The 13,489-nt window shown below is 41.2% G+C and carries 11 protein-coding genes and 1 pseudogene; 4 read left to right on the top strand and 8 right to left on the bottom strand.

The window, feature by feature from the left end:
- Nucleotides 1-25: 25 nt before the first annotated feature.
- Together recR and HMPREF0766_RS06785 are read right to left on the bottom strand one after the other, a co-directional pair.
- Complete coding sequence (gene recR, locus HMPREF0766_RS06790; protein WP_002994830.1) at nt 26-640, bottom strand: recombination mediator RecR; 615 nt, start codon at nt 638-640, stop codon at nt 26-28.
- A 92-nt stretch (nt 641-732) separates the two neighbouring features.
- On the bottom strand, nt 733-1,485 hold the full coding sequence (locus tag HMPREF0766_RS06785) for a hypothetical protein (RefSeq protein ID WP_002994824.1): 753 nt from the start codon (nt 1,483-1,485) through the stop codon (nt 733-735).
- Nucleotides 1,486-1,819: 334 nt separating this feature from the next.
- Here HMPREF0766_RS06785 and HMPREF0766_RS06780 point away from each other — a divergent pair, with 334 nt between their 5' ends.
- Nucleotides 1,820-2,194, top strand: a complete 375-nt coding sequence (locus HMPREF0766_RS06780; protein WP_037459989.1) for a DoxX family protein — start codon at nt 1,820-1,822, stop codon at nt 2,192-2,194.
- Between the two features lie 118 nt (nt 2,195-2,312).
- Here the strand turns inward: HMPREF0766_RS06780 and HMPREF0766_RS22515 are convergent, their stop codons facing one another.
- The 4 genes and pseudogenes from HMPREF0766_RS22515 to HMPREF0766_RS06765 all read right to left on the bottom strand — a co-directional run bounded on the left by HMPREF0766_RS22515 (nt 2,313) and on the right by HMPREF0766_RS06765 (nt 5,879).
- A complete protein-coding gene (locus tag HMPREF0766_RS22515) occupies nt 2,313-2,795 on the bottom strand; it encodes a PDDEXK nuclease domain-containing protein (RefSeq protein ID WP_248676721.1) in 483 nt (160 codons plus the stop codon).
- A 150-nt stretch (nt 2,796-2,945) separates the two neighbouring features.
- Nucleotides 2,946-3,316: pseudogene (locus HMPREF0766_RS22510) on the bottom strand (DUF1016 N-terminal domain-containing protein); the annotation flags it as partial.
- A 171-nt stretch (nt 3,317-3,487) separates the two neighbouring features.
- Nucleotides 3,488-4,501 carry a cytochrome d ubiquinol oxidase subunit II gene (locus tag HMPREF0766_RS06770; RefSeq protein ID WP_002994816.1) on the bottom strand — a complete coding sequence of 338 codons (1,014 nt, stop codon included), beginning with the start codon at nt 4,499-4,501 and terminating at the stop codon, nt 3,488-3,490.
- 4 nt (nt 4,502-4,505) lie between these two features.
- Nucleotides 4,506-5,879 carry a cytochrome ubiquinol oxidase subunit I gene (locus HMPREF0766_RS06765; RefSeq protein WP_002994814.1) on the bottom strand — a complete coding sequence of 458 codons (1,374 nt, stop codon included), beginning with the start codon at nt 5,877-5,879 and terminating at the stop codon, nt 4,506-4,508.
- A gap of 199 nt (nt 5,880-6,078) precedes the next feature.
- Here HMPREF0766_RS06765 and HMPREF0766_RS06760 point away from each other — a divergent pair, with 199 nt between their 5' ends.
- The 3 genes from HMPREF0766_RS06760 to HMPREF0766_RS06750 all read left to right on the top strand — a co-directional run bounded on the left by HMPREF0766_RS06760 (nt 6,079) and on the right by HMPREF0766_RS06750 (nt 9,961).
- The gene (locus tag HMPREF0766_RS06760; RefSeq protein ID WP_002994812.1) at nt 6,079-6,471 is read left to right on the top strand and encodes a hypothetical protein; all 393 of its coding nucleotides are present in this window, start codon (nt 6,079-6,081) and stop codon (nt 6,469-6,471) included.
- A gap of 201 nt (nt 6,472-6,672) precedes the next feature.
- Nucleotides 6,673-8,814 (top strand): TonB-dependent siderophore receptor, encoded by a 2,142-nt coding sequence (locus HMPREF0766_RS06755; RefSeq protein ID WP_002994810.1) that lies wholly within the window; start codon nt 6,673-6,675, stop codon nt 8,812-8,814.
- A gap of 1 nt (nt 8,815) precedes the next feature.
- Nucleotides 8,816-9,961, top strand: a complete 1,146-nt coding sequence (locus HMPREF0766_RS06750; RefSeq protein WP_002994808.1) for a PepSY-associated TM helix domain-containing protein — start codon at nt 8,816-8,818, stop codon at nt 9,959-9,961.
- A gap of 66 nt (nt 9,962-10,027) precedes the next feature.
- Here HMPREF0766_RS06750 and HMPREF0766_RS06745 read toward each other — a convergent pair whose 3' ends face one another.
- Both HMPREF0766_RS06745 and HMPREF0766_RS06740 read right to left on the bottom strand, forming a co-directional pair.
- Complete coding sequence (locus tag HMPREF0766_RS06745) at nt 10,028-11,920, bottom strand: alkaline phosphatase (RefSeq protein ID WP_002994806.1); 1,893 nt, start codon at nt 11,918-11,920, stop codon at nt 10,028-10,030.
- Between the two features lie 24 nt (nt 11,921-11,944).
- Nucleotides 11,945-13,477: a RagB/SusD family nutrient uptake outer membrane protein gene (locus tag HMPREF0766_RS06740; protein ID WP_002994805.1), complete on the bottom strand. Its 1,533-nt coding sequence runs from the start codon at nt 13,475-13,477 to the stop codon at nt 11,945-11,947.
- Nucleotides 13,478-13,489 lie beyond the last annotated feature (12 nt).

The raw sequence follows: 13,489 nt of genomic DNA, 5'->3' as shown, positions 1-13,489 counted from the left end.
TAAATCCGGTCTTATTGATTTAAAATTATCCTATATTGCGCTCATAGGGTACTCGTGTAGCGATTGAGCGCCCCAGCGTAATTTCGTCTACATATTCCAGTTCGCCTCCAAATGCAATACCTCTGGCTATAGTGCTGATCTGAATATCGAACTCTTTTAATTTACGGTAAAGATAGAAGATCGTCGTATCCCCTTCCATGGTGGCACTTAAAGCCAGAATTACTTCCTTCACATGGCCAGAACGGAGACGCTGTACAAGTCCTTCTATTTTGAGATCTGAAGGACCAACACCATCCATAGGAGATATAAGACCTCCCAGTACATGATATACGCCCTGATACTGATTGGTATTCTCTATCGCCATTACATCTCTGGTATCTTCTACCACACAGATCAAAGATTTGTCGCGCTTAAGCGAACTACAGATTTCACAGATATCGTGATCAGAAATATTAAAGCATTCTTTACAGTACTTGATCTGCTCTTTGAGTTGATTGAGTGCCCCTGTAAAGCGTAAAACTTCTCCATCAGATTGCTTCAGCAGGTGTAAGACCAACCTTAATGCTGTTTTTTGTCCTATCCCCGGTAAACGCCCGAATTCATCTACTGCCTGCTGCAATAATTTTGAAGAAAATTCCATTTCGCAAAAATAAGAATAAGCATTCTTCTTTATCTAAATTATTGTACAAAAATACGACAGAAGATAAATTAAGGATTGCTAAACAGTCAGCCTTATTGATTGCTCTCTGATGTAGTATGTGTAGTATCAGGTGTAGATTCGATTTCCTCAGGAGTATCACCGGAGATATCATCTTCCGGTCCCATCCGATCCATATCTTCTATTTCCTGCTGCGTATACTGGTAGTATGAGTTAAACTTCTTTGTACTTTTATCATATACCAATGCATACTTCGTATTTTCGTTTTTAATGATTAATCCGGCGCACGGAGCAGGTACAAGCCTGGCTTCATCCATATATATCCTGGATCCTGCTTTAAATGAATTAATAACCGGCAATTCATTTTCATAATCTTTTATTAGCAGACCTTCACCCTTATGATTGAATATTACCAGAGAACTGCTTTTGTAGTCATTCTTTTCGAACAATACAGCCATATCATCTTCGTTATCGTCATCACCTGTAAAATTTCCAAAGGCGTATACATACTTCGCTCTGTCAGCGATTTTGGTTAAGAACTCCGTCCCGTCCAGATAATTATTATACTCTAAAAAATTATAAATAAACGCTTTATAGTTATCCGGAATATTATCATATTCTGAAACAGAAAAAATAGAATTTATAGCCTCCTGCCTTTCTGCATTAATTTCGTCTATGGATTGGCCACCATTTTTATATACAGCAAAGTAGTATCCGCCTGTTCCTAAAATAAGCAAGCATAAAATAGTCAATGTAATATATAATCCCTTCTTACTTTTTCCGGCAGGTTGGTTTTCTCCGTTTGGTTGTTCTATAGTTCTCTCCATATTTTACTGTTAAAAGAAATAATCTGATTAATTTGTATCGGTTGATTTTATCAGGAAGCTAAAATATTTATTTTACCTCAGATACAAAAATTTCAACAACTTAAATTCTCTAAGCATTTCAATTTGTCAAGGATGATTTACAAATCAAGTTGAAGAGTAGAATATTCCATGTCTTTCATAATCTGGTAATGTAACCATCTTCCATTTAGCGAATTACAGAACGGCAATAACATCTTTTTCCGTCTGTGTTTAAATACATGAAACAATAGTTGTAATATCTTGTTTGATCATTATATTTGATCAGGAAAACCAATTACATACAAAATTTAAAACCATGAAAATCGTTAAATTTATTCTCTCCCTTCTGTTTGGGTTGATGTTTATCAATGCCGGGCTTAACAAATTTCTAAACTATATGCCTATGCCCGAACTGACGGCAGAGCAAATGAAGTTATTCGGAGCTATGGCAGAGATCAGGTATCTTATGCCTCTTGTAGGTGCTATAGAACTGATAGGGGGATTGCTGTTTATCTTTCCAAAAACCAGAGCGTTGGGCGCTATTGTGATTTTTCCGGTTATGGTAGGTATTATTCTGCATAATGCCCTGTTCGAACCATCCGGATTAATGATTGCTCTTCCTTTTTTCGTTATTAATCTATGGATAATAGCAGACAACTGGAATAAATATAAACCTATGGTTTGTAGTTAATATTCAGCAGATTATCAGGCAAATATTGTTTGCCTGATAATTTTAATGAAATAGCTGACAGATTTAAACTAACTCCTTATACTTGAAGATATGCTCACAATGAAGTAACCTGAGCTCTTCATTTCTTTTCTTTAAAACTCTGTAATTCCTTTTTCACTACTTCCAATAATTGCTTTTCTGTAGGTAAATAAAGGCTATACTGACTTGCTATAATTTGTTTTTGCTCCTCAGGCAATGTAAACTTTACTACAGTATCATTCTTATCAGTACATAGTAAAATACCTATGGTCGCATTTTCATGAGAGAGTTTTTCAATTCTGTCAAAATAGTTTACATACATTTGCAGTTGTCCTATATCCTGATGAGTCAGTTTGGTTGTTTTTATCTCTATAATGACAAAACATTGAAGTAATCGGTTATAGAGAACTAAGTCCACAAAAAAATCATCTCCATCAAGATTTATTCTTCTTTGTCTTGCCACAAATGAAAATCCATTTCCCAGTTCCAATAAAAACTCCTGCAGATGACTGATAATAGCAGTTTCAAGATCTCTTTCATAATATGAGGCTTCACGTTTTAATCCCAAAAATTCCAGAAACATAGGATCTTTAATTATCTCCTTTGCATCAGATGGCAGCTTTTCCTGTCTGGCAACTGCCAATACACTTTCTTTATCATTGCTCAACAAAAGTCTTTCATATAAACTACTGTAAATTTGCCGTTCCAATTGGCGGACAGTCCAGTTATTCTTTATCGTTTCAGCGATATAAAACTCTCTTTTATCCTCATTATCTACACTTAACAGCAGCTTATATTGACTCCAGCTCAATTGTGCATACAGTGTATGCACAATTGGAAATGTCCTATAAAATTGACGATACAAATTAATTTGCCTGACTGAAAACCCACTTCCAATTCAGGCTGTAGTTGATCGGAAAGATATTTAATAAGGAAAGTTCCATAATCTGCACGATCTTTTCCCTCTTGCTCTTCTTTAAAAATACGCTTTCCAATATGCCAATACATTAATGTCCGTTGGTGGTCAATAGCCCGTATAGTCACATCTTTTGATTGCGAAATAATAGCTTTAATATCGGAAATAATGGCTTGGTTTATAATCATATTTCAGCATCAACGAACCATCAGTTAAACTTAAATAAGAAAACATAAAGTTAAATAATTTTCTAAGAACAAAGAAAAAAATCAAAATAAATTTTATTTATCACGACATCATTCTTCAATCCTTAAGTGATAGAGTATTGACAATAAATAAAACAATAAATTACATACTGATCAATAAGCCTTTATGGATTTTCGGCTAAAGGAATACATAAGATAAAACAGAGTAGGTAATATAAAAATGCTTCCGAGCAACAATGCCCACGCCAGAGAACTGATTGCTCCCTCTGCTCCGGCATGCTCAACCAAGGAAAGATGCTGCCCGTTTTTCAATAATATGAGATTAGGATAATGTTTGTACGTCGCAGCAAATAAGATCATGACCACCTGAAAGCCTGCAAGTATACGCATAAGGGAGATAGATTCGTTACGAAAACTAATAAATAACCATATTACAGAACAGGAAGCAAGAAAGATCGCTATCTGCCCCCAGATATCACCCAATACCCAGTTGAGTAAAGGGATATGCGAGTAGTACGCCGCAGCAAATACCAAAACCCCACAGCCCATAACTACAAACACAAATAACTTTGCCAATCTGATCATTAATCTTCTGTCTTCCTTCTGTTCTACCTGTCCGATAGCAAAGATTGAAGCCAGATAACCGCATATTGCAACTGTAAACAAGCCAACAGCAATACCAAACCAGTTAAACCAGCTGCTGATATAGGCTGTATAAAAATCTGTAGCCTGCGTATCAATATGGCTTGAAACTGTAGACGCAGCTATAATACCAAGAAAAAAAGGAGTAATCAGACTCGAAATCGTAAAGATCCTGAAGTAAACAGTTTGCATACTATCTTCCACAGCATCGTAGTTACGAAAGGTAAATGCTGTCCCTCTGGCGATAATACCAATGAGCATCATGAGCAGGGGCAGATGCATATAGATGGACATGGTCGTATAAATCTCCGGAAAGCCTACAAAAAGGATAACGATAGCAATAATTAGCCACATATGATTGGCTTCCCATATGGGACCTATGGCTTTATACATCAGACTACGCACGCGGGGGCGGGTTTCTTTGCCGGAGATCAACTCTACAATACCGGCACCAAAATCGGCACCACCCAGAATAAGATACAGACAGATGGCAGCCCACAGATAAGCAATGACAACGTATAGCATGATATTACTTTTTTAGTTTAAAATTAGGGTCTGTAGGATCGTACAGATAACCTACCATTGTAATCTGTCTGTACAAAAGATAGATGACAGCTACAGAAAGTGATACAAAAACAGTCGTAAATACATAAAAGGAATACGCAATACCAGGCATTGGTGTTACCGCATCGATAGTACGCATAATACCATATATAATCCAGGGCTGACGTCCGACTTCTGTCACCACCCATCCCGCTTCCAGCGCGATATACCCAAGTGGTATAGCGATCACAAACAGTTTAAATAACCAGGTGCTTTTCAGCCAGCTTTTTTTCTTGAATAATGCAATAAAATAGAGTATGGAAAGCAGCACCAGCAACATTCCCAACCCGATCATAATCTGAAAAGCATAATGGGTGATCGCTACGGGCGGCCATTCATCGCGCGGAATATCATGGAGTCCGGTGACCGGTTTATCAATATCTCCATAAGCCAGAAAACTCAGGAGGCCCGGCACTTTTATCCCGTATTTTACAGTCCCATTCTCTTCATCGGGGATTCCCCCTATCAAAAAAGAAGCTCTGGCCTCCGTTTCAAAATGAGCTTCCATCGCTGCTAACTTAGCCGGCTGACGTTTTCCTACATCTTTTGCAGAGATATCTCCGCTGATAGGCTGCAGCAGTGCAGCGATACAGGCTGCCAATGCCGATATACGAAAAGCTGCCGTGTGAAAGGACACATTTTTCTTTTTGATAATCATAAGCGCATGCACACCAGCCACCGCAAAGCCTGTAGCAACGAATGCTGCCAACATCATATGCAGAGCCTGCGAGAACCAGGCATCATTGAACATCGCCTGAATGGGATCAATATTAATATATTTGCCATCTACATAATCAAAGCCCGCAGGACTGTTCATCCACGCATTAGCAGCGACAACCAATATACCAGACGCAATACCGCTGATACCGACCACCAGTCCTGTCGCCCAGTGAAACCACTTATTGAACCGGTTCCACCCGTAAAGAAAAAATCCTAAAGCTATAGCCTCTATAAAAAATGCTGTTCCTTCCAGGGAAAAAGGCATACCAAAGATGGGTCCTGCATGCTTCATAAATCCAGGCCAAAGCAACCCCAGTTCAAAGGAAAGCATCGTCCCGGACACAGCTCCTGTAGCAAAGAGTATAGCGACTCCTCTGCTCCAGGCTTTGGTGAGACCTTTATAGATCTCATTTCCGGTCTTTAAATACAAATAATGGGCAATACACATAAAGAAAGGCATGACCATCCCGACACAGGCAAAAATAATATGAAAACCCAGCGACATAGCCATCTGCGAGCGTGCAGCAATAAAATCATCCATAGTAGAGAAAAGATTAAGAATGACACCAAAATACAGCATCAGTAATTGACAAAAGGAAATAATAAATAATTCCTTTAAAGATAAACCAGCACCTTTTTATCCTGCAATTCTGATCTTTACAAGGTAAACATTCCGAAGCATTAAACCCAATTTTTTGACATTATATTTGTACGAATTTGTACAAAGGCGTCATTTTTTTGTCTATGGAAATATTTTTTGTTATACCTTTGCAGCACACATGAAAAAAGGAAGATTAAAACTCGTTTCCGTTATACTGGCGCTGGTTGTATTGGTACAGCCTTTCAGTAGAATGGCAGTTTTTATTTCTTTCAAAATAAATCAGGATTATATCTCCCGGGTTCTTTGTGAAAACAGATATAAACCCGAACTGAGCTGTCACGGGCAATGTGTATTGATGAAAAAAATCAAAAAACTGGAAGAGAAAGAGCATAATCAGGATATGCAGATTATCAAACAGCTAAATGAACTCATCTATACACAGATGACATTTGACTGGTCTCCCGCTCCCCTTATTATTCAGACAACAGATATCAGACAGTATATAACCGACACACCGCATGTGTCTTCCGCATATGCCCTTTCGCTTTTCAAGCCTCCCCGTATATCGTAATTGCTTATTACTTCATGATTCCGGGCTACATATGCCCCGGTTGCAACACAGTCCCTGTTCAGGATATTATTTTATCCGGAATATACTGTAGTACTGCCGAGTTTAAAGGTATGTAGCTAAATACCGGATCATACCCTTTCGCATGCATACTGCTCTGTCACAGACGCAGATGCAGGATCATTATTACATTACGATATTACCATGTCTAATTCTACTTTATCTATACTTTTCGCTATCCTGATCTATGCAGGTAGTCACCCCAGCGTTGTACACGCACAATCCGCAGACACAATCCGCAGACTCGAAGAAGTCGTCATTAATACAGAACACAAAAAATATAAAACAGATACCGTCAGCACCATCACCCGCACACAGACGCCTCTGTTGCAGACGCCCCAGTCTATTCAGGTAATCAGCCAGCAGACTATTCTTGATCTGCAGGCATCGACCCTCAATGAACTCTCTTCTGTCATGACAGGAGTCAAGGCCAATAGCGGAATGGGCTCTTTCAGTATGCGGGGATTTACGGGTTATTATCCTTTCGGATCGGGTTTTATTACGTTTAACGGTGTCCGCGGTAACCTGTATCTATGGAGTCAGCAACCCTTGTTGTATAATGTGCAGCAGGTAGAAGTGCTGCGCGGACCTGCCGCAGTCTTGTTTAGTGAAGGCGCACCGGGAGGTGTCATCAACTTTACCACTAAAAAACCATTGCCAGCGAAGCAGTTACAGCTGACAGCTTCATATGGCAGCTGGAATTCCAAACGGTTCTCGGCAGATATGACCGGACCACTGAGCAAACACCGTAAGTGGCTATACAGAGCAATAGCCGGATATGATCAGGGAAATAGCTTCCGCGATTATCAGGATGTGCGCAATCTGTTACTCGCACCTTCACTTACCTATCTGATTAATGATAAAAGCAAACTGGATCTGGAAGTCAACTATGCTTACGCTAAAGCTGTACAGCAATATGACAGAGGAACTTATGTATACACCAGGCCGGACGGCAGTTTTGACTTTAATTATTATCCGGACAATCTGACGATACAAAGTCCAAGTGATTATGGCAAAACACACAACACATCCGTTACACTTACCTACGAAAACAAATTATCCAAAGACCTCAGATTATCAGTTATACAGCGTTATATCCGAAGCAAATTTGATTATACTGACCACATTGTAAGCGGTATAATCCGCAATGACTCCATCAGCAGAGGATATCAGGACTGGCTATACGATCAATACAACTGGCAGACTACAGGTTTTCTGGAATACAAAATCAAAACAGGAGTCTTACAGCATCAGGTATTAGGCGGTGTAGATTATAACAATTACGGCTGGTACAAGAATGATTACAGAAATTCAGTAGCGACACGTATCAGTATTTTTAACCCGGATTACAGTCTTGATCCGCCCGCAGCCAATCCCGAGAAAGATTATTATGATGACAACAAACAGCGCATCAGTTTAATTGGCTCCTATATACAGGATCAGATCAGTTATAAAAACTTAACACTCTTATTGTCTGTACGATATGATTCATACGATCTGGTACGCACTCCCCTTTCGGCACGTGACAGTGAGCAGGGAAATCAATCTAAGACCGATGCATGGATACCCCGGGCAGGTCTGGTCTATGCTATACAGAAAAACCTTACCGTATACAGCAGTTATACCAAATCATTTACCCCTCAGAATTCGAATAGTGTCAAAAACGGAGGGCCATTTCCCCCGCGTATCGCCACACAATATGAAGTCGGAGCCAAAGGTTCAGTCTGGCAGGATCGCATCTCTCTGATGTTAGCTGCCTACAACATAGACTATACGAATATCCTGGCTGCAGCGCCAACGGATGACAACCCTAATCATCAGGTTGCTATCGATGGAACACGGAGTAAAGGAATAGAAGCTACAGTACAGGGAAGTATACAGAATTTCAGTCTTATTGCCGGATACGCATACAACGATCATGTGCTTACTGCAGACAATACACTCGGAACAAAAGGAAGCCGTTTTCAGAATGCACCAAAGCATCTGGCTAATCTATGGTTAAAGTATAATGTACCATCAGGCATGGCGAAAGGCCTGGGAGTCGGTGTAGGTGGCCGCTATATGAGTGATCAGCTGGGATTTCAGTCTAATCCCAAATTTATAATCCCTTCATCTAAGGTGTATGATGCGATGATCAATTATGACAGAAACAACTGGGGGCTGCAACTCAACTTTTACAATATCAGCAATGAACGGTATTTTATAGGCGGAAACTCGAGAACTGTAACCGCTTCCCTTGGTAATCCGTTTAATTTCCGAATCGGCATGAACTATACCATCAGATAATATGGCATCTTCCACTAAAATATGGAGACAGTTGTTCCGGTTACATAGCCTTGCCGGATTGGTTACAGGAATCTTTTTGCTGCTGTTGGGTATCAGCGGATCTGCTTTGGTATTTATGGATGAAATAGATGCCATGCTCAACAGGGACATCCTGCGTGTAGAAAAAAAGGAACAAACACTTCCTTTGAATAAGTTGTACGCTATTGCGACATCACAATATCCGAATCTGGGCGGAATCGGCTGGACCAATCCTGAAGCCGCACCGGATGAGGCGTGCAACTTCAGGTTGTATCTTAATGATGGAAAAGTATACACTTATGATCTGGCTATTCTGACAATCAATCCTTATACAGGGGCATTGATCAGATCAGGCCGGTACGACGATCTTCATTCCGGCATTATGCAATGGCTGTTTCAGTTTCACTTTTCCTTTCATCTGGGTATGCCAGGGGCATTGCTCACTGCCATTCTGGGCATCACCATGCTTATTTCCTGCATCACAGGACTGATGGTATACCGGAAACAGCTCTGGAAAGTGATTACATTCCGGGTACGGATCAACTGGAAAAACCGCAGGCGTCTCACTTCAGATCTGCACCGTATTATTGGTGTGTGGGCATTGCTGTTGAATCTTATTATTTTCTTTACCGGATTCTGGATGAATCTGTTTGCCTTTCAACCCGAAAGCTGGAAGAAAAAGATGGTTGAAAATCCTGTACATAGCAGCGGATTATTGCCTATGGATGATTTGCTGAAGGTTGCGAAACATGCCATGCCTCAATTAGCAATAGAACATATCTATATGCCTGCACAGGAAGGACAATTATTCAGAGTCAGCGGTTCACTCCCCGGAGACAGCAAATTATTTGGGAACAGTTCCATAGCAATCAATCCGTTAACAGGCGGCATTGAAAGAAAGACTATACAACAGGAATTATCTTTTTCGAAAAAACTGGAAGCCGCTATACAACCTTTGCATGTCGGATCATATGGCGGTTATCCTATCAAGTTTTTATATATCCTCCTCGGATTGACTCCGGGAATATTATCAGTCACCGGATACTTACTCTATCTCAAACGAACAAAAGGAAAGGTAAAAAAAGAAGCTGTTGCTGTACCTGAGCAAACAAAAAGGCGCTGTCATTAGAGACAGCACCTTTTTGTAATAATCGTTATTATTGATATCGTCTAACAGGCAAACTGATCCATACGTTTACTTGACAGCCTGCAATATCCGGTGAAAGATTTCAGTATTAGGATAATAACCTGTAAACTTATCTGATTGCGGACCATATATAAATACAGGAACCGGAATACTGGTATGATCATTACTGCTGAAATTTCCGCGTGCATAGCCCTTTTTCTCATCACTATCCAGCAAGGTAAGCCCGCCGGTCTCATGATCTGCAGTAACGATGACCAGCGTATGCCCATCCTGATCTGCATAGCGCAGCGCCTCACCTACAACCTGATCAAAATCCAGTGTTTCTGTAATGACATACGGCAGATCATTTGCGTGTCCGCCATAATCAATCTGTGCCCCTTCAGCCATAATAAAAAATCGCTCATGCTGTTTGTCCAATATACTTAAACTCTCTTTCAGCAGTTCCTTTAATACTGCCGGACGCCCATCCTTAACCGGTCTGGTATAGGCCGCATCCAGAAATACAATCTGTCTTTTACCATCCTTTGCCAATTGCGGTGTATGTCCGTATGTAATCCCTTTTTGCTGCATAACTGTACGATATTGTGCAGCCTCATCTCCTCTGAACCATCCTGGAGTACCTCCTGCCAGTATATCAAAAGAGGCTTGCAACGCCTGTCTCGCTATAGCCCGGGAAGAATCGCGCTCTGCAGCATGTGCATAGAATACAGCAGGTGTAGCATCTGTCAGGTCTCCTGTAGATAGTATAGCAGATCCCCAGCCCATTTTATTCAGACTGTCAGCCAGACCGGTTATCGGGTTTCCTTCCGGATCTACAGCTATGCTTCGGTTGTTGGTCTTACGCCCGGTAGCGATAGCTGAACCTCCGGCTGCTGAATCCGTATTGTCTGAATTAGCAGCTTCAGTACGCGAAAGGCCTATTTTACGCATTGCGGACATGTGTAGTGCTCCGTAGTTGGCAGCCATTGCAGCTTTCACCTGGGCCACTCCCATTCCGTCTCCGATCAGCAGGATCACTTTCCGGATATCACGGTCAGTCCCGTCACTCTGATAGGTCGGTGTATATAGGTTTTGCGGGTTTGCCTGACTAAACTGCTCATACGGTAGACGATCGATAAACCGGGCCAAAGCGTCCGATTGATCTGTATTGATCCAATAGACACCTAACTTATGGAGCTCCTGCCAGGTATTTGGGCTGTCATGGTTTCCCCAAAACCGGAAAGGAATATGCTGTTGTTTAGCCACAGCTACGGCAGCTTTGATCTTTTCCTTATCTGCCGGTACAGGAGTACCTTTACCGTTCCAGTTGGTATATGCTTTGAGGTCGGCGCTCAACATCGCAATCCGTTTCCATTGATCTCCTGTATAAGGCTGACCTACCAGTCCGTCAAAAGATATCCATTGCGGATACTTTTTGAAATCAGATGGTGCCGGACGATCTCCGCTGATCACAATTTTTACGGCATCCGGATTTTTGCTCCTATCCGCCAGTTCAGGGTGTGAAGAAAGCAATCTGATCAATGCATCCAGTACAGCTACATGATCTTCTTTGATATCGATCATCAATTGCAACTTTTTACGGCGATCCTTAAAGACATGGCCGTCATTCTCTTTCATCACTTTAGTTATAGGCGACAAATAAAGAGATTCCAGCGTCTTATCCTTTTTAATTTCACTTTTATCATGAGCCACATACAGGACTCCGTCTCTCAAAAATACATCAGCCTCTATAGACTCCATTCCGGCATAGTATGCTTTGTAAAAAGGGATATCCTGCGCATAGTCATTGTGACTGTGCCCCTTAATCTTCAGATCTGAAGTGACTGAAGCTCCTTTAAACATCAGGCTGTCCAGCAGACTGCTCTGCTGCTGCCCGAAACTATAGAGGTGCGTTAACATTAACGCACCCCATATAAATATTTTCACTGTTTTTATTATCATTCTTTTTTACTTTAGAACTGATTTCTACCAGCCTTCATTTTGTTTGATTACCCCTCTGCTGTTATCAATTTCACGCTGAGGTACCAGCCACACATGGTGTACCTTCGGATCAAACTTTCTGGCTGCCCAGATTACTTTACCCTTTGAATCATGCAACGCTTTTGCATAAGTAGCTGCTGCATCTCCCCAGCGGATCAGGTCACGGTGACGATCCGCAAATTCTCCGGCAAGTTCACAACGGCGTTGATTTTTTAATTCCGTCATATCAAGTCCTGTTTTAGGCGTTAAACCTGCACGTTTGCGAATCATATTCAACTGTGTATCTCCTGCTCCGTTTCCTCGCAGATTGATTGCAGCTTCTGCTTTGATCAGCAGAATTTCCGCATATCTCATTAAAGGCACATTGAGCGAAGTCGAATTATGATCACCATTAGGACTCACATAAGTACCTATAGGATTGGCATGAGAGAAGGGCTCCATATACTTATTAAACTGATAATCGGATAATGCAGCACTTGGAGGAGCAAAAGTAGTCTCTACGCCGAAATACATAAATTTATCTCCCGGCTTCAGGATAGTAGCTTCTCTGCGGATATCTCTTGTCTCATAGGCATCATACAATTCTTTGGTCGGAAGATAATAGCCCCAGCCATTGTACTTACCCCAGCCACCATTCGTTAGCATTACACCCGGCAGAATACTGCCCCATCCGTCCGGTCCTGCAGCACTGCTCGTCACAGACCAGATATATTCAGTACCATAATTACGCGCTGTAGTGAATACATCTTTGTAATTATCCTCTAACCTTCTTTTACCGAAATTAATAACGGAATCCGCATAGAGCTCTGCATTTGCATAATCTTTCATATACAAATAGGTTTTGGATAAATAACCCCATGCAGCTACTTTATGTGCTCTGCCCTGATCTGCAGCAGCATAGGTATCAAAGAAAGGGAGCAAATCTGCGGCTTTCTTAAACTGATTGATGGCGTGCTTGTAGTTTTCAGTAATATTGGCAGCACGTGGTACCGCTTCTGTATGATCCATATTCTCCACTGTCACGATCGGTACTCCCATCCGGTCATCACCGTAGTTAGTAGCCAGTTCGTAGTTCATCACTGCACTGTTGAAATATGCTTCACCAAGTACCCGGTTTTTAATTGCCGCATTCATCTGGATAGCAGGAACATACCGGATAATATCATTTGCACGCTTGATAATGATAAAACGGTCTACCCAATTGTTTTCGGTATAAGATCCGCCGATATAAGCACGGCTAAAGTTTTTCATATTATCCGCCTGTGCATTTGCTCTGCCGGTCACCATATCGTCGCTGGCATTGATAAACCAGAACAATCCTCTTCCATAGAACGATTCGGACTGATCGTATAAGGCATACAGTGCATTACTGGCACTGATCGCATCAGCTTCTGTCTTCCAGAAATTCGCCTTTGTAGGTGCACCTTCAGGTACAATGTCAAGTTGCTTATTACAAGCCGTGAATAAGGATACTGCCGAGAGACCGAGCAGCATTGTTTTCTTTATATTATTTTGCATGTGTGTGTTTCA

Source organism: Sphingobacterium spiritivorum ATCC 33861 (assembly GCF_000143765.1).
Taxonomy (GTDB): domain Bacteria; phylum Bacteroidota; class Bacteroidia; order Sphingobacteriales; family Sphingobacteriaceae; genus Sphingobacterium; species Sphingobacterium spiritivorum.
The sequence above is the reverse complement of the archived record's forward strand: the minus strand, read 5'-3'. Positions and strand labels throughout refer to the sequence as shown.